The sequence below is a fragment of the Taibaiella sp. KBW10 genome, assembly GCF_003852495.1.
Lineage (GTDB): Bacteria > Bacteroidota > Bacteroidia > Chitinophagales > Chitinophagaceae > Edaphocola.
In genome coordinates, this window is sequence record NZ_QAJI01000005.1 from 120,721 (window position 1) to 144,218 (window position 23,498).

At 45.1% G+C, this 23,498-nt stretch carries 11 protein-coding genes; 7 read left to right on the forward strand and 4 right to left on the reverse strand.

The features are described 5' to 3' along the window. The 4 genes from DBR32_RS11070 to DBR32_RS11085 all read left to right on the forward strand — a co-directional run bounded on the left by DBR32_RS11070 (window position 1) and on the right by DBR32_RS11085 (window position 11,287). The gene (locus tag DBR32_RS11070) at window positions 1–7,284 is read left to right on the forward strand and encodes a SpvB/TcaC N-terminal domain-containing protein (protein WP_124636402.1); all 7,284 of its coding nucleotides are present in this window, start codon (window positions 1–3) and stop codon (window positions 7,282–7,284) included. Window positions 7,285–7,303: 19 nt separating this feature from the next. Next, window positions 7,304–7,663, forward strand: a complete 360-nt coding sequence (locus tag DBR32_RS11075; RefSeq protein ID WP_124636403.1) for a hypothetical protein — start codon at window positions 7,304–7,306, stop codon at window positions 7,661–7,663. A 581-nt stretch (window positions 7,664–8,244) separates the two neighbouring features. Further along, window positions 8,245–10,644, forward strand: a complete 2,400-nt coding sequence (locus DBR32_RS11080; RefSeq protein ID WP_124636404.1) for a hypothetical protein — start codon at window positions 8,245–8,247, stop codon at window positions 10,642–10,644. Then, window positions 10,571–11,287: a hypothetical protein gene (locus DBR32_RS11085; RefSeq protein ID WP_124636405.1), complete on the forward strand. Its 717-nt coding sequence runs from the start codon at window positions 10,571–10,573 to the stop codon at window positions 11,285–11,287. The genes DBR32_RS11080 and DBR32_RS11085 overlap by 74 nt, the downstream gene beginning before the upstream one ends. A gap of 61 nt (window positions 11,288–11,348) precedes the next feature. Here the strand turns inward: DBR32_RS11085 and DBR32_RS11090 are convergent, their stop codons facing one another. Together DBR32_RS11090 and DBR32_RS11095 are read right to left on the reverse strand one after the other, a co-directional pair. Further along, window positions 11,349–12,164 carry a M15 family metallopeptidase gene (locus DBR32_RS11090; RefSeq protein WP_124636406.1) on the reverse strand — a complete coding sequence of 272 codons (816 nt, stop codon included), beginning with the start codon at window positions 12,162–12,164 and terminating at the stop codon, window positions 11,349–11,351. Window positions 12,165–12,195: 31 nt separating this feature from the next. Continuing rightward, window positions 12,196–13,098: a hypothetical protein gene (locus DBR32_RS11095; protein ID WP_124636407.1), complete on the reverse strand. Its 903-nt coding sequence runs from the start codon at window positions 13,096–13,098 to the stop codon at window positions 12,196–12,198. A gap of 147 nt (window positions 13,099–13,245) precedes the next feature. On the opposite strand from DBR32_RS11095, the gene DBR32_RS15855 reads away from it, so the two are divergent. From DBR32_RS15855 to DBR32_RS11110, 3 genes are all read left to right on the forward strand, one after another. Continuing rightward, window positions 13,246–13,584, forward strand: a complete 339-nt coding sequence (locus tag DBR32_RS15855; protein ID WP_370453701.1) for a DUF6660 family protein — start codon at window positions 13,246–13,248, stop codon at window positions 13,582–13,584. 168 nt (window positions 13,585–13,752) lie between these two features. Beyond that, window positions 13,753–18,123 (forward strand): CusA/CzcA family heavy metal efflux RND transporter, encoded by a 4,371-nt coding sequence (locus DBR32_RS11105; protein WP_124636409.1) that lies wholly within the window; start codon window positions 13,753–13,755, stop codon window positions 18,121–18,123. 19 nt (window positions 18,124–18,142) lie between these two features. After that, window positions 18,143–19,450, forward strand: a complete 1,308-nt coding sequence (locus DBR32_RS11110; protein ID WP_233559722.1) for an efflux RND transporter periplasmic adaptor subunit — start codon at window positions 18,143–18,145, stop codon at window positions 19,448–19,450. A 123-nt stretch (window positions 19,451–19,573) separates the two neighbouring features. Here the strand turns inward: DBR32_RS11110 and DBR32_RS11115 are convergent, their stop codons facing one another. Continuing rightward, the gene (locus tag DBR32_RS11115) at window positions 19,574–20,713 is read right to left on the reverse strand and encodes a hypothetical protein (protein WP_124636410.1); all 1,140 of its coding nucleotides are present in this window, start codon (window positions 20,711–20,713) and stop codon (window positions 19,574–19,576) included. Window positions 20,714–20,816: 103 nt separating this feature from the next. Next, entirely contained in the window at window positions 20,817–23,426 is a 2,610-nt protein-coding gene (gene ppsA / locus DBR32_RS11120; RefSeq protein WP_124636411.1) for a phosphoenolpyruvate synthase, read from the reverse strand. Window positions 23,427–23,498 lie beyond the last annotated feature (72 nt).

The following is a 23,498-nucleotide window of genomic DNA, read 5'->3' on the forward strand; positions in this document are numbered from 1 at the left end:
ATGAATCCTAATCAGCAAGAACAACAAAAACAAAATAGCAACGGAAGTCAGGCCTCTAAAGCCTCACCGCTGGAGCAATACAGCGTCCAACCAAAGAAGGATGAAGACAGCAGCCCCTATTATAAAAGTGCTGCACCCAGTATCGCCCTCCCCAAAGGGGGGGGAGCGATCAAAGGGATAGATGAAAAGTTTACCGTTAACGCGGTTAACGGAACTGCATCTGTAGAAATCCCTCTACCCCTCACGGGGGGCAGAGGTGGTTTCACCCCTGCCTTATCCATCAGCTATAATAGTGGTGGTGGCAATAGTGAATTCGGTCTCGGATGGGGTTTAAGCCTGCCGGCCATTCAACGCAAAACAGATAAAAAATTACCCAGATACAATGACGCGCAGGAGAGTGATGTATTCCTGCTCGCAGGAGCAGAAGACCTGATCCCGGAACTCGATGCTTCGGGTCAACGCCTGATCGTAACCGATGGTCTTTATACCATCAGGCGGTACATACCCCGTATTGAAGGGCTTTTCGCCCGCATCGAATACATCTGCAAAGGCAATAATGCCTGGTGGCGCGTCACTACCAAAGATAATATCACCACCTATTATGGCATGCAACAGAGCAGCCGCATTGCCGATCCTTCAGATACTAGCCGCATTTTTAAATGGTTTCCGGATATGGTGGTTGATCATAAAGGAAATGTACAATGCTTTGCCTATGTAACGGAAAACTTTGAACAAGTCCCGCAAAGTATCTATGAAAAAAACCGGCTGAATGGGACGGCCCTTTGTACCAATACCTATCTTAAAAAGGTAGTTTATGGAAACAAGACACCCTATTTTATCGGAGACAACCAGGTATGGCAACCCTCCTTACCGGATACGACATGGTTGTTTGAAAGTATTATGGACTACGGCGACCATGTTGGGGAAAGCTACACCGCAAATCAGCCATGGGCCTGCCGGAAAGACCCTTTCTCCGGCTTTCATGCGGGCTTCGAGATTCGTACCTATCGCAAAGCGGAAAGAGTGCTGATGTTCCACCGTTTTACAGAACTAAATGGAGGAAAGCCCACACTGGTGCGCAGCCTCGAACTCCAGTACCAAAGCGATCTTCGACCCGATGCAGAAACCTTGGAAACAGATTATATCATAAAAGCAACGGCGAAAGGATATCGTTTACAAACGGATGAGACGTACACCAGCAAAGCCCTACCGGCCATGACGATGGAATATAATGCGCTGCAATGGCATACCGATATTCACAAAGTAGCCGCCGAAGATTTCTGCGGAGCGCCGCAAGGACTCAGCGGACCTTATCAGTGGATCGACTTTGAAGGAGAAGGCTTAAGCGGTATATTGACAGAACAGGCTGATGGCTGGTTCTATAAAAACAACCTGGGTGATGCCCGGTTTGACAGCCCCAAACCGATCGCCGAAAAACCTTCCTTTACGGGGTTGGGCAATAGCTTGCAATGGCAGGATCTAGACGGTGACGGACAACGTCAAATCGTGGAACAAGGCCAGGTTAAAGGCTTCTGGCAATTAGATGGCCCGGATGCCCATACGGAATATAAAAATAATTGGGCGCCTTTCTGTCCTTTCGAAAAGGTGATCAATATTGACTGGAACAGTCCTTTTACGAAAATGCTCGACCTCGATGGCGATGGTCGTGCCGACATACTGATTACTGAAGATCGGGCGTGGACCTGGTGGGCCAATGAAGGCAAGAAAGGCTTTGACCGGGGTGGTAGTGCGCTTGTAGATAGCGATGAAGAAAGGGGGCCGGTATTGCTCCTGCGCGATGCGCTACAAAGCATTTTTCTGGCTGACATGAGCGGCGATGGTATGACCGATCTGGTGCGCATTCAAAATGGTGAAGTGTGCTACTGGCCGAATAAAGGTTATGGACAGTTTGGTGCTAAGGTCAGTATGGCTAATGCGCCCTTCTTCGAAACACCCTCTTCTTTCAACCCGCAATACATCAGCCTCGCCGATATCAGTGGTACCGGCGCTGCCGATATTATTTATACCGGCCGGAATGCGTGTATTGCCTACCTCAACCATTCCGGAAATAGCTTTTCAGACGCCATTTATATCAATCCCCTACCGGCTACGGATGCCTATTGCAAACTGGCCGTGCTGGACTTCCTGGGCAATGGCACCGGCTGCCTGGTATGGAGTTCTCCACTTCCGGCGCATGCCGATGCGCCTATACAGTATATCGACCTGATGGGCGGTATTAAACCATATCTCCTGAAGCAATACCATAACGGTACCGGTAAGACGGTAAGTGTGTCCTATAAAAGCTCCACGCAATTCTACCTAGAAGATAAACAAGAGGGTATTCGTTGGGCCACCAGGCTACCTTTTCCCCTGCATTGTATTCATACCGTAAGTACTTACGATAGTGTGAGCGACAGCCGCTTCAGTCAGACTTATCGCTACCGGCATGGCTATTACGATCATGCCGAACGGGAGTTCCGCGGTTTTGGCTATGTGGAAACCGTAGACATCGACAGCGTAGATCACAGTACACACAGCTTAGATCAGGAACCTGTTCTAAGCAAAAGCTGGTACCATACCGGCGCCTGGATCAAAGAAGCCTCCTTGCACGAAACCTTTGCAGCGGAATACCTGCCGATTGAAGGCTGGGATAGCCCCCTGTCCGACAACAAGGGTACGCCCATAATCAAGTTGCCTAACGGAATGAACGCCTTCGAGCAACGCGAAGCCTGCCGAGCCTTAAAAGGCAGTCCGCTAAGACAGGAAGTCTATGCACTTAAAGCAGGACAGCTACCGTATATCTATACCGTAACGGCTTTCGCCTATACCGTAAAAAAGATCCAGGCCGTACCGGAAGCCCCAGATCATTGGCTCGCTCCAAAACATGCCAGCTTCCTGAACCTGAATCAGCAAAAAATTGCATTTAGCTGCGAAGGAGACTTAAAGGATGCACGCATACAGCAGGAGTTCACTTTAGCAACAGATAAATACGGGAATGTTCTGCAACAAGCACAGGTTGCTTATGCCCGCAGACACGCCGATACCGGTCTTCCACAGGAGGTACAGGATGCTCAAGCACTTACTCATATTACCTGCACTGAAACCAATTATACTGTGGATGCGATAAATAATATGCATTACCGCCTACGGGTTCCTTTTGAAAACAGGTCTTTTGAATTGCGCACCACTCCTCCAGCGTCAGGCATTCTATATAATCCGGAGTCGCTCCGCACTGCGATCGGACAGGCCACAGAAATCGCGTATCATGAAACATCTGTTGCCGGTACGAAAAGGTTACTCAGCCACAGCAAAACAAAATTCTTAAGTAACGATACGCTTACTCCATTGGGCTTCGGCATCATAGATACCTTAGGCCTACCCTATCAAAGTTACCAGAAAGCCTGTACCGAAAACGGCTTGTACCATTGTTATGCGCACCGTGTAGATGGCAGCTTACTGGAAGAAGCGGGTTTTAAAACACTTGATACGACAACAGATTATTGGCTGCCTTCCGGTACCGCCACTTACGAAACACCCGAACTTCGGTTCTATACCCCTGATACATTTATGGATCCATGGGGCAATAAGACTATAGTGGATTTTTGGAATGAAGATTACCTGCTACCCCTTAGTGTGACTGATGCATTAGGCAATCGCAACGAAGTCTTGCGCTATAATTGGTACACCCTGCAACCCGAGCGCATGCGCGATGCGAATCTGAATATCAATGAGATGGTATATGATACCCTGGGATTACCCGTAGCGATGGCCGTAAAAGGTAAGGATGAAGGTACTGAAGGGGATACGCTGGATCTGCTGGAGATCGACAGCCTAACAGACCTTGCCCACCAGCAAAGCTTCTGGCAAGATCCGGACAGCATTGCAGAAGAACTACTACAAGGGGCCACCTGGCGCTGCGTGTACGATATGAATAGCCTCCCCGCCCGCGTAGGGATGATCGCCTGTACGGAACATAGCTTCGGATCGACGGTGAATGCACCTCAGCTCCTGATCCGTCTCAGCTACAGTGATGGTATGGGCCGGGTGCTGATGCATAAAGCCATTACCGGTGAACACCAGAATAAGCCCTGGCTGGGTACCGGCCGTACCGTTTATAACAACAAAGGCAATGCCGTGATGCAGTACGAGCCTTATTTCAGCAATACCCATCTCTGCGACACTACAGAACAGGCCGCCGCACAAGGGGTTACGGCAAAAGTATTTTATGATCCCCTGGGTCGGGTATATCGTTCGCAAATGCCCGATGGCAGTTTTAGCCGTACGGAATGGACCGCCTGGCAGCAGGAAGTATGGGACCAGAATGATACGATACTCGAAAGCTGGTGGTATACCGAGCGCATTGGTGGCGCTTTAGGCGCAGCCGAGCAGCATGCCGCACAAAAAGCCGCCTTGCATGCCAACACACCTACGATTGTCCATACGGATAGCTTGGCTCGTGGCTTTTATACCATACAACAGGATAGTCAAACCACCGATATCAAGAGTTATGAGCTCCTGGATATACAGGGACAAAGAATCAGTATGGTAGATGGACGCGGCTTACAGCCGCTTGCCTATCGCTATAATATGTTGCAGGCGCCTTGCCGCCAAGAAAGTATAGACAGCGGCACCGCCTATACCCTATTGGATGTAGCCGGGCAGCCACTCTATACCTGGGATGCCGAAGACCGTAAAACCCTTATGGTTTATGATGCGCTGCGCCGACCCATTGCCCGTTATATGGCGATGGAAGAAGAGACTAGTCTGGTGGAACGCTGGACCTATGGAGAAGACAGCACGGACGATACCGATCGCAACATGCGCGGACAGCTCCTGAAACATGAGGATGCCTCCGGCATACAGGAAATGATACAATATGATTTTAAAGGTGCTCCTTTGGAAAGTACCCAAACCCTACTGCAAAGCCCAACCCTGACTGAAGTGGACTGGAATACACCCCCTGCACTCAGCACTGAGGTCTTTACCAGCACCATGCAATATGATGCCTTGGGCAGGCCGGTAATCACGACCGACCCGGGTGGGCATGAGCACCATTTTATATATGAGCGCTCCGGTGCTTTATACCAGGTGTACCTAGATGAAGATCCTTATGTGGATGGTATCATTTATGATGCCAAAGGACAAAGACAAGCCATCTGGTATGCAAATGGCACCAAGACCAGCTATACTTATGATGAGTTGACCTTTAGCCTGCGCCGCCTGCTGACCGTAAGGCTAAGTACCAATGAGGTACTGCAAGATCTAAACTATGCCTACGATCCGGTAGGAAACATTACCCGTATCAGCGATGCGGCACAACAAACGCTGTTCTTCAACAACAGCGTCGTAGCACCGGTACAAGAATTTACTTACGATGCATTGTATCGCCTGATTGAAGCTAAAGGCCGGGAGCAGATCGGCAGCAATAGCTTTGGATCCGGTGACAATACCGATGATGCCCCTTGGCAGACCAATCATAAGGGTAATGGAAATGCCGTGCAGAACTACACCCAGCACTATACGTATGATAAAGCGGGTAATATCGAAACATTACAACACATCGCAGACACAAACAGCTATACCCGTTCTTATCAGAATGGTGCGAGCAATAACCGCTTGCTCAGTACAACGATAGGCAGCGATAATTATATGTGTCATTATGATGTACGGGGTAATATGATTGATATGCCGCATCTGGACCATATGCACTGGAACCATCATAATGAGCTGGCGCAGATCGATAGAGCCGGAGATAATACCTGGTACCAATACAGCGGCGGACAAAGAATACGCAAGTACACCCGAAAAGCCACTTTTTCTGAAGAGCGGATTTATTTGGGCAGTTATGAAATCTACCGTAAATTCGACAATAGTTCTTTGAGTATACCCGTAGTACAACGCGAAACCCTGCATATCAGCGATGATAGCGGACGTATCGCCATGCTGGAAAAACGGACTACAGGTACTGCTGCTGAAGATAATGGTACCGAAGCAATCCTGACGCGCTTTGTTTATTCCAATCATCTGCAATCTGCCTCATTAGAGTTAGACGAAAACGCGGCGATCATTTCTTATGAGGAATATCATCCTTACGGAACCAGCTCTTACCAGGCCATGAACGCAAGTATCAAGGCCAGTGCCAAACGCTATCGTTACACCGGCAAGGAAAGGGATGAAGAAAATGGTTTGTACTATCATGGCGCAAGGTATTATATTCCATGGCTAGCACGATGGACGGCAATTGACCCTATGGAAGCGAAATATGCGGGCATGAGTCCTTATAACTATGCTTTTAATAATCCGGTGATGTGGAATGATCCGAGTGGGGCGGATCCGGGGGATGGAGATGAAAAAAAGAACATTAGCTACGGAATGAGCCCAGAGCAGGTAAAGTTCTATGATGGAGAGGCAAGGACAAAGGAAAAATTTCAGTCAAAACTAAATGAGATTGCAAATAGTGGCGCTAATAAGGAATTTAAAAGTTGGGCTGCTAATATTGGCATAGATGGTTTAATGGATTTGAGAGACAAACTGTTCCACAATAAGGTAGATGCTTGGCAAAATAGTGCTATACAACGTGATTGGTATGGACGAGATCCTAATATTCCATCCAAAGCCTATTTGCCCGAAGAAACTAGAACTAAATTCTGGAACGAAGCTATATCGGAGACGATCCCGACCATGAAAGCGGCCTGGGCGGCACAAATGAGTGGAGATACCTCTGGAAATGGATACACCTATTATAAAAACCTCACTGTTAGTAATAAGGATGAGGGTTGGGCTGCAATTTCAGAAGCAGGAGTCAAAATTGGGATAGAGTGGGCTTTACATTTTGGATTTGGTGGTGCAAAAAATCTCGTCCAAACAAAAAACACCATCGAAAAAGGAATAAAATCTGTATATAAGTTTAATGGCTACACTATTGATACCAAAACGGCGCCAATTGAAATTCCTTTAAAAAATGTAACCGTAGATAAACAAATAAAAGCGGCAGGATATACGCAAGTAAAATATAAATGGACAGATAAATATGGTTACACCTATGAAGCAAGATGGCATACTCCAACTCCAAAAGCTCCCGAGAGTACTGTAAATAATTGGGTAGTAACTAGAAGTCTTGCAGGGAACGCTAATGGCTTAAGAAAACAAACTCAAGTACTTATTGGCCAAAACCGCTGGTTTGATTTTAATACTTGGCAAGCAGCAGTAAAAGCGTACCAAGGGGGTAATGCTACATATTTTCAACGTTTACTTTTACAATGGGGGCATTGGTCACCAAAATAATACATTCAAATATTATATTATGAAAAACATTCAATTTGACAATACAATCTTAGGAGAACCTGAAATAAAGTTTACTGTAGATAAGGAAAATTTCATTAATCTTTGGATTGGATCTTTTGATGAATTAATGGAATTAGGAAAGCCTATGGCAAATGGCAAATGGGATAATTTTTTGCTGCACTATCATATGAATGATGGGTTTTATAACGAGCCAAATTGGGTCATTCCGTCAATACAGGATTATTTAAATTCAATCACAAATATCCCAATTCCAGATAATACTGACAATTCAGAAGTAAAAATGGTAAAAGATAAATTGATAGATTTATTTACATCTGCTTTAATGAGCAATTCAGAAATCAAAATTAGTTATTTTTAAAAGAATAGCAGAATACTACTTATTAGAGAATTTAATAATTCTATTAACTAAAAAATTGCACACCTGATGTCGTAAAAGATCTTAACGAAAAAAGTTTAAAAATTATGCACATCTCTTGATGACATTGAAAGAGACAGAATTATTACTGTTTTAAAATTTATCAGAAAAACTACAAATAAAGAAGAAGTAGATGATGAACCCTCAAAGTGAGACAATGGTGATTGAATAGATATTAGAACCCTATTCAAATATTGAGCTAAATGAATTGAAGCAATCTAAATATTTAGATTAAGTTCTTGTCGATTAATAAGAGTAGGTATTTTTACCTACTCTTATTGCTATAAAGAAAGAAATCTAACCAAAGACCAACAATAGTTCTTAAATAGAACTAATGTGCAGACGGACATACCTGCATCTCAGTATATATTAATCTTTACCCCAAAATCATTTTCTTTACCTCAATTTTTCTTTCAAAAAATTTCAGGCTACCAAAACAGACCGCCACACTTTGGCGCAGGTAAGCATTTACTTTGTAGGTACAAAAACACCCTATAAACCCTAAACGCCAAAACCTGCATTCTATGTTATTTACCCAAAATGCGCGGCAATGCCAAGGCAGTTTTTTCCGAAGTACCACCCGGCTGTTACGCGTCTTGTTATGCTACAGCCCATCCCTTCTGCTCCTCTTTCTTTTCGCACTGGTATTGATCGCCCTACCCCAGGGCAGTGATCTCCTGCTCAGTACTTTGGAAAGCAGTCATTGGTATTCCGGAATCATGGTCTTAACGGCTCTTTTATTTTGGAGCTACATGCTTTGGTATTCCGGCCGGATTGTATCCTACTGTAAAGCCGGAATCTACCTTCAATCGTCCCGACTGATGTTTCATCTGCCGCGCATCCTGGGTTTTTATGTGTATGCAATTGTGATCTTAGGTTTTATCTGCAGTAGCGGATCTTACGCTTTGCTATGGATCAAGGAAAATAGTCTGCCGATACTCCTGATTAGTATACCTATTGCTTATAGCGTCCTTCATCGAGCCATCAGAAAGTTCTCTGATCAGTTTCAAAAGCAGTATGGCAGTAAAGGCCTAATCAACCTGTTCCATATTGTATTTATTCTCGATTTTGTATTCATCATCTCAACCGCTTTTTATAAAAACACGCCACTGACTATGACAGGCACGGTTGCAATTATGCAATTATGCTACCTCTTTCTGATTATTAACCGGAAACGGTTGCGTGCTAATTATCTCCCCAAAAAGTGGCAACAGCTTTCACAAAAGTTATTGGATATAATTTTCAGATCGGTGCAACAACCTATACCCCAAACCGAAAACCATACTTTCATCTTGCTACAGGTATTGGCGCTAGTCGCTTCTGCCATTTTCATTGCGGCCATCATACAGCCCTCGGTCGCAGCCGCTTTAGGTAGTATTGCTATACTCATGCTGGCCTTTGGATTTTATACCGGGCTCTGTAACCTTATCGCCGTTTTATCAACCATCTACAAAATCAATATTCTTTTTTTCCTATTGCTTTGTTTTCTGATTGGGGCACAACTCAATGATCCCCACAAGATAAATACAGTGAGCGTCGCCAATCTTGATTACAGTCAAAGACCCAGCTTCAGGCAATACCTGTATCAATGGCTCTCCAGGCACCAGCAGGAGCTAGACTGTGATACGATACAGCAAATACCCATGATTTTTATACACAGCGATGGAGGGGCTTCCCGTTCGGGCTACTGGGTCGCAGCCGTCCTGAACCGAATAGACAGCCTGAGTCATTACAAACTGGATCAAAACCTCTTCGCCCTATCCGGCGCATCCGGAGGAAGTTTGGGCAATGCCACTTTTTTTAGCCTTCTTTATTTACGCAAGTATAGCGCAATTTCCTGTAGTCCGGAACAAGCAAAGCTTTTCCTGGAAACCGATTTTCTGAGTTATCCTTTGGTTAGGATGCTGGGTACCGATGTAGTCAACTACATTTATCCCATATTACCCGATCGCTCTCGCGCTTTGGAGCAGGGCATTGAATACGGCGGTGGTAACAAAAATCCATTCGGCGCTTTCTTTGCAGCACCCATTTCTACAGCATTATCAGCGGACAAGGATCATTATTTATTACCTATCCTCTGCCTGAATACCACACGCATGCAGGATGCCCGACCGGGCATCATCGGCACGGTAAAGCTGGACAGCTTATCGTACGGCCAACGCCTGGATGTATTATCCTTGCTGCCCCCGGGGCAAGATATACGATGGAGCACGGCAGTCGTTTTAGGAGCCCGCTTTCCCTATATCAGTCCGGCCGGAGCTATAAGCGAAATGGGGGCGGGGCAAAATCAGGAGCATTATTTTGTGGATGGTGGTTATTTCGACAATTCGGGGGCAGGCATTATCCATGAAATGATTCTGGAACTGGAAGACCTCTTGGCCAATGATCCTTACTTGCAGCGCAGATATGGTACCCATTTATCAAAAATAAAGTATCAGGTGTTGCATATCAGTAATAGTCCGAAACGTCTGGCAACCTTTACGCCCGTTAATGCCTTACTGAATGATCTGGCGGCACCCTTAATTACGCTTATTGGTTCTTACAGTGCACAGACTTCGGCAAACGACTACCGCTTAAAAGCGTATATAGAACAGATAGAAAAGCAAAAGCATGGTGGCAATGCATCCGTATGCCCCGCTTATTTTGAGCTGAACCTTTATAGCCGCGACACCATCAGCCAAAACGAATATTATCCTATGAACTGGGTCATCTCTACCTCAAGCCTGAAGCGCATGCAACAGAGATTACAGCAACATCCCGGAATTCCGCTTTTTGCCGCGTACCTGGATAGCCTGATTCCTGCAACTAACAAATCAAATTTTATTCATAAACCCTTAAATCCTTATCTATATGGCCTTACAAATCTTTCATCCCAGACAAGCTTCTCCGGCTTACCTGATACCGGAGCACAGCCCCGTGATTAGTCCCGAACATGTGTACCAGCGCATTGCCCGCAGCAAGCAACTGAGCGGCATCGAGCTCCGTATCCGCTCAGTTTATGTCAAAGACAACAGAACCCTTCGGTTCTGGCCTTTTCCGGGATTGGCAAACCTATACCTCTTATTGTTTGTGGTAAGCGATATGCCCAACCAATCTATAAAACCGGTACAGATTATTACCTTTCCCGGTGTAGGCGATCAAGAAAGCCTGCCGACAGCAGAAACGATATTTTATTATGTGGATGATTCGGGTAAAGAAACACCCGGACAATTACACCTGGTTGCTTCCGTGATTAAAAGTAAAAAAGGCTTGCGGAACGCAGGCGCTATTATGGAAAGCCTGCAACAAGATGAAGCCTACAATAGTCTCTTACAACAATTGACCGGCATGGCCAGAAATGCGCTTACCGCCGGTGCCGTGATCGAAAGCATTAAAAACCTGAGTAATGTAGTAGGCCGTTACCTGGGTAAGGTAGAAGACCGCCCCCTGGCTACAATTATGAAAAGCTTCACCGCTTTATCGGGCGATTGGGATCTTGCCGGAACGCGAACGATCAGTATTCCCACGCGTAATGTCGATTTCCATTTCGATCTTACCGTGGCTAGAAAGGAAGATGCAGTCGCTTAGAATTAGTTTACTTATGTAAAATGCAGCGCTTAAAAGCGCTGCATTTTACATAAGTACTAAATCAGGAATTTATTTTTGCGGCCTGTATATGCATCCAGTCATAATTTCGGGATCGGCCCAGACTTACCCAACCCTCCGCCTCCCAGCAACGCCACCAGGCTTCATATTCTGGTCTGGCAAATGCCGCTTTACTCCTATCCCATTTCAACTGGTTATGCATGGGGTCAAAATCAAGTGCAATGCCCCAGGAATGTGTACTCAGGGTGCCCCCATTTCTTATTTTGCGGTAACTGAAACAACCTCCGTAATGATCCAGTCTTAATTCTTGAATAGTTTCTAAACCATAGTGCTTCAGCACCGCCTCCAGTACCCGAATAATGCTATCTTTTACTTTTTGATGTGCCGTGATCTGTGTTACTTCCTGTTCCAGATTCCAGGCGAGCTTTAAAGGATAAGGTACGGCAAAGGTTCTCAGGTTCGGATTGCCAACCGGGCTGGCTGTGCCGTAGAAATGCGTTAGGGCTTCCTGCGTTTGCAAAGGCCAATGATTGGGATTACTTAAGACAATATCCTCTGCACGCCAAGGGTTTTCAATACTCCCATAGAGCAACAAATGCCGTAAACGGCCATAAGCAGCTTGCGTATCGGGCCCCCAGTAACCATCAATCAGCCCCGGATCAATTCCTTCCCGTTTACAATACAATTGGATGCAGGCCACAATTTTCCGGCTGGTAATCCAGTCTGCAGGAATATCTTTAAGCTGTACCAATCCTGCTTTCGTTTGCTTTCCGGCAATACCGTCTATGGACCCAACAGGTATTTTGTTTTCTATTAAAAACCGCTGTGCGATCTTAATCATTTCTGTAGTCAATTTCATCTTTTATTTATGTTTGTAATGGGCAGCGCTACTAGAGATCTACCCATATGTTTTCGTATATATCCTTATAATCATCTACATCAATCACTTCAAAACCTACACGCTCCAGAAAGAATCGTTTACCTAAATCAATTTCATTATTATTACGTTTGTTGATATACCAGCCTTTGTGTTTCAGCTTTACATATTTTTTAAAATACTTCATGCGTTCGATTAACAACCATCGGAAAAAAGTCTCATTCTCCTCAAGTCCTAATCCAAAAATGAAAAGCGATTTATTGAAAACAATCTGCAACCAGGTTTTTACACCCTTCCAGTTATATAGATTTCTATCGGAGAAAATTTCATCTCCCTGTCCTTTATAGAGCAATCCCCGCGCCCTTTGTACGCTGCCCATATAATGACTCAGCCCCAACCGGATACTTCTGTGATAATTAATCATACCATTGATATACCAGATACCGAAACCATCGGTAGGCAGTACCAGTTGCTCCGTTCCATGATAGGTAGACCAGGGATAGAAATCGGTGAACCCTTCTTGCTCGGTTCTTAATAAAGTGCCCTCAACGGTCTTAACAAATGTTTCCTCAAAATTGGTCGTTAGCAGCGGTGCATTAATGGATTTTATTTTGTTGGTGATTAGTTGATGATGGTCTAAAGGTTCCCAATGCCGCATCAGATCGGCTACTTCTTTTTGCAAATAGATATCCTGTACTTTCTCCAACTCCAGGATATCATAAAACTCCGTTAGCGAAATGCCGTTAGGCCGCCTGGTGAGGGTTTGTAAAGACACCTTGTCCCAGAGTTGAATCAACAAGTCATCCCAGGACAAGGCATTGGGATTATTGGGATAGCGATTGATCCCATTGCCGATAATGAAGGCAATGTCCCGCTCGTTTTTACGGATGATCTGTTTAATTTCTGTGGGCGTCATTTTGATGATTAAAGGCGTTATGTGTTCTTACAAAGTAACCGTTTGCCTACGCCAAGGCATGTCCGCCAATGAGTTAATGTTAAAAATAATCATCATTTTATAAAGAATTATCGGGCACGAATCAATTATTCTTATATTTGTGCCCTGATGAAATACAGTACATTCTTTTTTGCACTATATCTGCTGGTACTCTCCCTTGTACCCTGCAGTGACATGTACAATGAATGCAACCGTAAAGTGGAAACAAAAGCAGCGATCAGCATAGCAGAAACCCACGACCACAATAATGATCAGGAAGATATCTGTAGCCCTTTTTGTGTCTGCAGTTGTTGCAGTATCGGCATTGTTTCCCATCATTTTACCCCTCCCGTCATCAGAATAACACATCCTTTTTTCGCACCGGCACCCAAAATTTCGGTTCGGAATAGTTTCTTTATTTCCAATTTCTACGGAAATATATGGCAACCGCCTAAGCTATTGGCTTAGTCTTTACCCTTAACCCGATTGATTTCCTGCACGTGCAATGATGTTTCATCATTGTTTACAGATCATGCATTTACGCTAATGTTATAGATCTTCCATAAATGTATGGTCAATTCCGACCTGCAGCAATCGGCATATTCATTTCCAGTCATCACCTTAATCATAAAGAACGTGTTAGACAACATCATCAAATTCTCTATAAAGAATAAACTCATTATTGGTTTAATGACTTTATTACTCATCATATGGGGTTGCTGGAGCGCTACAAAACTCCCGATAGATGCGCAACCCGACATTACTAACAATCAAGTACAGATCATCACGCTGTGTCCTACACTTGCAGGACAGGAAGTAGAACAATTAGTGACGTTTCCTATCGAGCAGAATATTGTAAACGTGCCTAAGGTCGAGGAGATCCGAAGCATTTCCCGCTTTGGACTCTCGGTTATTACTGTCGTCTTTCAGGACGAGGTCGATATTTATTTTGCCCGGCAACTGATCAATGAACGCTTAAAAGAAGTAAACGATAAAATTCCCAAAGGTATCGGCACACCGGAACTCGCGCCCGTCAGCACCGGCTTGGGAGAAGTATACCAATACATCTTACATCCGAAAAAAGGAAGTGAGCAGAAATATTCGGCTATGGACCTGCGCACCATGCAAGACTGGATCGTATCCAGGCAGCTATACGGCACACCCGGTATTGCTGAGATCAATAGTTTCGGAGGACGTTTAAAGCAATACGAGGTCGCGGTCAATCCTGATCGCTTAAAAGCTATGGAAGTGAGCATCCCCGATATATTCAATGCTTTGGAAAAGAACAACCAGAATACGGGAGGGGCTTATATCGACAAAAAGCCAAATGCCTATTTTATCAGAGGGATCGGTTTGGTCACCTCCTTGGAAGATGTAGGCAATATTGTCGTCAAAAGCCAGGCATCCGGCATCCCGATATTTATTAAAGATGTAGCCGAAGTACGTTTCGGAAGTGCCGTACGTTATGGTGCCATGACCTATAACGGACAGGTAGATGCCGTGGGCGGTGTGGTCATGATGCTGAAAGGGGAAAACAGCAATGAGGTCGTAAAGCGCATCAAAGAAAAGATTCCCACCATTCAAAAATCCCTGCCGGAAGATGTGATCATCGAAGCCTATCTGGATCGTACCGATTTAGTGGGTCGCGCCATGAGCACGGTAGAAAAAAACCTGATCGAAGGTGCGCTGATCGTGATTTTTGTCCTGGTTTTATTCCTTGGTAATTTCCGCGCCGGGCTTATTGTTGCTTCTGCCATCCCCTTATCCCTGCTCTTCGCTCTGGGCATGATGCATGTATTTGGCGTAAGTGCCAACCTGATGAGTTTGGGAGCCATTGACTTCGGCTTGATCGTAGACGGATCGGTGATTGTGGTCGAGGCTACGATGCACCATTTAGGTTTGCGAAAATCCATTACACGCCTCAGCCAACAGGAAATGGACGATGAAGTCTTTACTTCTGCCGCTAAAATTCGTACCAGTGCTGCTTTTGGAGAAATCATTATCCTGATTGTTTATATTCCGATACTTACCTTAACCGGCATCGAAGGGAAAATGTTTGGCCCTATGGCCAAGACGGTAGGCTTTGCAATCCTTGGTGCATTGATTCTTTCTTTTACCTACATCCCCATGATGTGTGCGTTATGCCTACCCAAAAAGCTAAGCGATAAAAAGAATTTTTCAGACCGGATGATGGATTTTCTGCAAAAGATATACCAACCCTTACTGGAAAAAGCCATCCGCATAAAACTCCTTTTAGTCGGTATTGCTGTTGCCGTTTTTGCATTCAGCATCTTCCTGTTTACCCGCATGGGTGGCGAGTTCCTGCCGACTTTGGGCGAAGGTGATTTTGCCTATCACTGTATCTTACCTCAAGGTACTTCGTTAAGTCAAAGCCTGGAAACCTCTATGCAGGCTTCCCGGATTATCAAACAATTTGATGAGGTCAAAATGGTAGTGGGCAAAACCGGCACGGCAGAGGTACCCACCGATCCAATGCCACCGGAAGCCACCGATCTGATCGTAATTTTAAAACCACAGAAAGATTGGAAAAAGAAAAAATCTTATGATGAACTCGCGGAGGAGATCAGCGAACAGCTGGCTGTGATTCCAGGTGTCTTTTTTGAAAAGAACCAACCTATCCAGATGCGTTTTAATGAGCTAATGACGGGGATCAGGCAAGATGTGGCGGTAAAAATATTCGGGGAGAACCTGGATTCTTTACTGAACTATGCCAATAAGGTAAACCAGGTGATTCAGACGGTGCCCGGGGCCACGGCGCCTCAGGTAGAGCGTATTGCCGGTTTGCCCCAAATCAATATTGAATATGACCGCACCCGTATTGCCAATTACGGACTTAGTGTTGAAGACATCAACAGTATTGTCAGCACCGCATTTGCCGGAAAAGCAGCCGGGGTGGTGTATGAGAATGAACGCCGGTTTGACCTGGTTGTGCGCCTAGACAGTACACACAGAAGTTCTATTGATGATGTGCGCAATCTCTTTATCCCGATGAAAGATGGCAACCAGATTCCCTTATCTCAAATCGCCACCATCGATTATAAACTGGGCCCGGCACAGATTAGCCGGGAAAACGGTAAACGCCGGATTGTGATTGGTTTTAATGTACAAGGCCGTGACGTAGCCAGTGTGGTGAAAGATATTCAGGCAAAACTAGGGCAGCAAATTCATTTACCTTCCGGCTATTACTTTACTTATGGCGGGCAGTTCGAAAACCTGGAAAAGGCTTCCGGCCGCCTGATGATCGCCGTACCCATATCGTTACTCCTCATTTTTGTATTGTTGTATTTTACATTCCGCTCCTTCAAAGAAGCGACACTGGTTTTTGCGGCCATTCCCATGAGCGCGATCGGTGGCGTGTTTGCCTTAGGTTTAAGAGGTATGCCCTTTAGCATCTCTGCCGGTGTTGGTTTTATTGCACTCTTCGGCATTGCGGTGCTAAACGGTATTGTATTGATCACGACCTTCAACCGTTTGGCCAAAGAGGGTTGGGATGATATTACATCCAGAGTGATAGAAGGAACCAAAACCAGGCTCCGGCCGGTACTGATGACAGCTACAGTAGCCAGCCTAGGTTTTTTACCGATGGCCATCAGCTCCAGTGCCGGTGCCGAAGTACAGAAGCCTTTAGCAACCGTGGTTATCGGCGGACTGATCAGTGCCACGCTACTCACTTTATTTATTCTTCCTTTATTGTATATGATGTTTAATCGTCCAATCCGCATCAATCCGATGCGTAAAAAAATAAGCCAGGGTATAACGACGCTGCTTCTACTACTATTCATCGTATCCGGAGGTGCGGCTAGTGCCCAAAACAATACCCTGAGTATAGAAGCGGTAGAAAGCATTGCCCTTCGCAACAACTTAACCATTAAAGCCCGGACCCTGGATATACAATCGACCCAAAGCCTAAAAGCCGCAGCCTTCGAATTGCCAAAGCTGGAATTGGGCACACAATTGGGACAGTATAACAGCCGTGCATTTGACAATTCATTCCAGATTGCCCAGAGCATTCCTTTCCCAAGTCTATTCACCGCCAAAAGAAACCTGACGGAAGCGCAAGTCAAAGGCAAGGAATGGCAAAAAGAGCTATCGGTCAATGAACTGAAAAGCCAGGTACGCAGTTATTATTATCAATTGCAATATTTACAACACAATGCTCAACAACTGCAGTATCTCGACAGCCTGTATCTTGACTTTAGCCGCATTGCTACGCTCCGTTATAACACGGGGGATACTAAAAAGATAGACATTAGTACGGCCGAGACCAAAAGAGGGGAAATTCATCTGCTATTCCAGCAGAATGAAACCTATATTCACAATGCTTACACAACGCTTAAGAACCTGATGCAGACCGAAGAGGACTTCACCATCATCAACCCGGGAAGCTATACCCCTTTATCGGTCAATAGCCTTTCGGACAGTGCGCTGATGGCCAATCATCCTGCGGTAAAAGCCTGGCAACAGGAAGCCGCTATCGCGGAGCAAAGCAAGAAAGTAGAACGTGCCGGTGCCCTCCCCGATTTTTCGGTAGGATACAGTAACCAATCGCTTATCGGTTTTCAGACGACCAATAACCAGGAGCAGCATTTCAACGGAGGAGACCGTTTTCATTTTGTGAATGTGGGTATAAGCATTCCGCTCACTTATGGTGCAACGAAGGCACGGGTTCAGGCTTTGGAATATCAGAAGCAAAGTGCCGCAACCGCTGCAGCCATGCAGCAAAAACAATTACTTGCAAACCTCCGCAATCTATTGCAACAATACGGACAACAGGTACAGCGCTATAACTACTACCAGGAGCAGGCTTTACCCAATGCTGAAGCTATTATAAAAGCCGCACAGCTCGGATATAAAACGGGAGACATTTCTTATGTGGAATACCTGTACGCGCTGGGCACGGCAACGGAGGTCACGTTAAAATACTTACAATCCATACAACAAATCAATCAGTCGGTTATAGAGATTAAAGCACTCATGAATGATTAATAATAAAAAACACGAAGCAATGAACAATCCATCAAAATATCGATTATATAAATTCCGTTTCGGATATGCGCTACTTCTGGGCAGTATCTTTATGAGTGCCTGTACAAACCATAAAGCGGATGACGGGCACCAACATGAGCAAAATAGCAAAACAGCAAAACCGGCTGAAGCGTCCCATGAAGAAGCCGCTCCGACCATTGCAACACTTACTGCAGCACAGATAAAATCTGTAGGCATCACTTATGGCACCGTGGAGCAAAAAGAGTTGACCGCAACGATCAAAGCTAACGGTAATCTGAAAGTACCGAACAATAACAAGGCTAATGCGACATCTCTTTACGGGGGCGTCATCCGCGCCATTAATGTACAAATCGGAAGTTATGTGCGTAAAGGGCAGGTCATCGCCACTATTGCGAACCCTCAGTTTATACAATTGCAGGAAGAATACCTGACCATCGGCAGTAAGATCACATTTGCCGCACAGGAGTTGACCCGTCAGCAGGAGCTGCATGAAGGAAATGCAGGTGCAAAAAAGAACCTGCAGAACGCAGATGCAGAATTAAAAGCCTTGCGTACGCGAAAAGCATCGCTGCAGCAACAAATACAGCTTATGGGTATTAACCCCGCCAGTATCAGCAATAGCAATCTTAAATCGGCATTGGTCGTAACCAGTCCGATCGATGGTACGATAAGCGATGTATTTGCAAAAATAGGCAGCTATGTAGATGTCTCTTCTCCGGTAGCAGAAATTGTTGACAACAGCCAGCTGCATTTAGATTTGAATGTTTTTGAAAAGGATCTTCCCCTGATCAAGGTCGGACAGATCATTCACTTTACGCTAACCAATAACCCGACGAAAGAATATGATGCCACGGTATTCAGCATTGGTACCGCTTTTGAGAACGATAGTAAAACCATCCCTATCCACTGCAAGGTGCAGGGCAATAAAAACGGGCTGATTGATGGCATGAATATTACGGGCATTGTAAGCCTGAATAATGCGACCGGCCCTGCGGTACCCGATGCTGCGCTCGTCAGCGCAGACGGCAAGGATTATATTTTTGTGATTACGGATAAAGCCGCAGAGGCACATAGTGAAGCCGAAGCAACAGAACATAAACATGAAGAGGGCGTGCAGCATGACCATGAGCAGGAAACTGCAGGGAATGTGAATTTTGAAAAAATAGAAATTGTGAAAGGCGTATCCAATATGGGCTATACAGCGATTACTTTTATCAACGATATTCCACCCAATGCTAAAATCGTGACCAAAGGTGCTTTTTTTATCAATGCTAAATTAAGCAATACCGGCGAACACGCGCACTAAGGCGGTTTGCTCCGTATTCAGAAAACCCTTTCAGGTCAAGGCCTGAAAGGGTTTTTTATAGGCTATATTTAAGGTAATAACAACGAAATGCATCCGCCGAGCAAGAGCAGGGCGAGGATTTGCTTATTTGACAATCAGCCCTAATACATCCCAATATTTTTGAGGCAAATACAAGGCTCCTGTCTCGGGATCAATACTGAATACACTGTCCTTATCTTTATCCTCAATCAGACGGATACTGTGTCTGTATTTATCAAACCGAAAAGATTTTCTTGTTTCGAAAATAATCTTTGTAATGGTCTCGCTTTCCTTTAAGACAAACTGATTCATGCCATTTTCCGCTTTCTGATCTGTAAAAAACGGATATACGATTTTTGGCGTGCCGGCATCGCGGCTCATCGCTACCATACCTACACTGGGTGGTGCTGCATGATCAACATCAAATGTCGATAAGGTTGTTTTCATAATAGCAGAGGCTTTGGCCGCCAGGTCTTCTGGCTCGGCATTTTTTAATTCAAATTTTTTGACCAATACTAAACGGCTATTGTAGACACTATGGGTATTGCCGGTACTGAAGACGAGAGTATAAAAATCAGATTTCTCCCAATTACCAGGCGCCAATTTTATGATTTCTACTTTTACGAGCTCGGTATCATCTTCCTCTTTTTTTACAGCATATAGGGGTATATACTTTTCAAAAACGCCTTTCAGCAAGGGTTTCATCGATTCGTTATTTTCCAACACCGCAAATCCTGTACTTCTCGCATCCGGCATCAAAATAGGTTTTGGTGGCATCAGGAACCCATTTTTATCTTTGACCGGCTTTTCAGGTGCCGGGAGTGGCGGCGTATATTTGGCTATGATATATTTTCCTTCATTGCTAAAGTCATAATAACTATCCTTCACTGGAATCACTTTATCGCTTTCTTCACTACGCAGGTATTTCTTGCCTTTATCGGTAATAAAGGTATAGCCTGTTTTTTGTATGTACACCGCATTGGGATCAATACTTTCAAATACCTGTTTGGTACCGGTAGACAGATTAAAGATGATATCTTTGATCTTGTCATCAAAATTATACAAGGCGAGCTCATTTCTTTCGGGAAAGGATTCCTCAAAAGCGTGCACCGGTTTGATAGCCTCGTTACCAAGCGTATCGGTGATCCCATATTTACCCTTTACATTAAAGATATGGTATTGACTCTGTGCCTGCGCTACCGATACTCCGATCATCAATAGCACCATGATCATTATTTTTTTCATATTCCGATTATTCCGTTCCGTACTGCAATGATACTTATTTTTCACCTTAGCTGGATGAATCTATATTTATGTGCTGAAATAACAAAACAGGGTGCCACACTGTTTACAGGAGTTCAACATAACCCTCAGTGCCGTTTAGCCGAATGCGCTGCCCGTCTTTGATCAACCGGGTCGCATTTTCTACGCCTACAACTGCCGGCAGGCCGTACTCCCTTGCAATCACGGCGCCATGGGTCATTAAGCCACCCACTTCTGTGACCAGACCGGTAACCGATACAAATAATGCGGTCCAGCCGGGGTCGGTAAAGCGGGTCACTAAGATATCACCTGCTTCCAGAACAGCGTCTTCCATGTGGAGCAGAATGCGTGCACACCCCTCTACGATACCGGAAGAAACAGCCAGACCTGCCATTGCCCCTGCCGGTACATGTTCCGTATTATACGCACCGGTAATGATCTCGCCATCAGAAGTCATTACCCTTGGCAGATTTCTTTTTTGGTCTCTGTTGTAGGCCTCTTTTCGTTCGTGGATGAGGGTTTGATCTTGCTTATGGCTGAGGACAGCTTCGGCTAGCTCCTCAAAAGTAAGGTAGTAAATATCTTCCGGAGCTTGAATAATCTTTGCGGCTACGAGTTGTTCGGCTTCTTGTAGCATCGCTTGCTTGTAGATAAAAAAACGATTGATCATACCGTATTTCGGGTACTCCCGATAACCGATAAAATTCCGAAGCAAGCCGATCATTCGCTTGGTCTCTGCTGCTTTTTCTGCTCCATCGGGCAGCCGTACTAGTGCATCCAATAGCATCTGCTCTTTTTGAAAGGCTTCCTGTTGCCCTTTTGCAAATTTCTGTTGGCCGGCATTTGGCGTATGATTTTTGATATGGCCGAGTAGTATGGGCAGCAACAAACTCGGCTGTTCCCGCCAACGGTTTTTTGTAATATCAATTTCTCCGGCGCAGCGCATTCCGTATTGATTGAGAAAATGATCTATAGCATCATAGACTTCTTTTCCACCCTTAAATAGAAGCAAGCGCTCCAAAAAAGGATCTGTTGTTACCTCTTGTAAATAGGTAATGATAGCCGGATAAGGACGAATCACATCTGCAAGCGCCAGTAATGCCAGCCCCATTTCCGAAGTAATATTATTAGGTACTGATTGCGAAAGAACGTCTGCTGCATTCTTTTCACCCAACCATTCATACATTTTTTCATTGATCCATGAAGATGCATACAGCGCAACTTTAATGACTGCCCAGCTTTGCGGATTGAACAATAGGCTCTTTAATTCCAGAATATCTTCCCGGATAAATGCAAATAAGGCGGCTCCGGATTTCGCGCGGATATTTTGTCTTAACGTGGCTATTGAGTTTTGATTCTGTTGTATCAAATCAGTCACAATTCCCGGATTGTTTTCGAAAGGGGCGAGATCGCTCCAGGACATTGTCTTATCAATATAGCCTGCCGGCTGCGTGGTCGCTTCCGGTGATGGTTTAATAAACCCTTTTCTTGATGCAATCTTCTTGAGCGCATCTTTTATAAGCAAATCGGATTGCCCAAAGGTCTCTATCAACTGCGCGCGCCGCACCGGTGACGCCAATTGAGCGGTGACATCAACAAACAATCTGCTGCCCGCTACAAGCATGGAGGCAGGGGTCGTCAACCGGAAAAAAGACAATCCCAGTGGTTTCAGGGCATCGGTCATCATTTGATTATGTCCAACCGATACATATACCCGGTTTTCATCGTCGGGCGCTTTGGGAATGGGGTATAAAGTAGTAATGGGGCGGCTTTGCACAATATAAAATGTATCCTCTTCCAAACACCATTCAATATCCTGAGGACCGTCGAAATGTGCTTCGATTATTCTTCCGAGCACTTCCAATGCCAGAAGCTGATCCTCCCTTAGCACCTGTTTTTGCTGTTGTTCGGTTGCAAGCTCCTGCACGGTTGTCCCCCCTTCTCTTAAAGAGTATATCCCCGATTTTTTAAGAGCAATCTGCTGTTCGATAAGCTTGCCTTTATACAGTTTGTACTGGTCAACATTGACGAGCCCGGAGACCATGGCTTCTCCCAATCCAAAGCCGGCATCAATCGTGCATACCTTCCGGTTGCCTGTAAGCGGATCAGCAGTAAACATAATGCCTGCGGCATCCGGAAAAACCATTTCCTGAACGATAACAGATAACTGCACTTTACGATGATCCCATCCATTGTGTACGCGGTACAGGATGGCTCTTTCTGTAAACAGGGAGGCCCAGCACTTTCGGATATGTTGCCCTATTGCTTCCTTTCCGATAATGTTTAAATAGGTATCCTGCTGACCGGCAAAAGAGGCAGTGGGCAAATCCTCCGCTGTGGCACTGGAGCGTATAGCGTAGGCTTTTTCTATGCCCGATTCAGAGAGGCCGCGGAAGATGGCTTCTTGTATATCCTGGGGGATGCCAGTCTCTTCAATGAGCTTGCGCAGCGCAGCGCTTAATACCCGGATCTGATTGGTGTCATGCCTTTTGAGTGAGGATAATGAGTCCAGCAATTCGTTAATTGCCGGATTTAGCACTATGATCTTTCGAAAGGCATCCGTTGTGATACAGAATCCATCCGGTACCAGAATGCCTTTAATCCGGCTGAGTTCTCCGAGGTTTGCTCCTTTACCGCCTACGCTCGCAAGCATTGTTTTATTGAGTGCCCGAAAACCGATTACATAAGTATCCATACTTTCCCCCCTTTATAGTGTTTTTGGATGTGTTAATCAATGCAATAAAATGCCCTTTTCAGCACGATACAA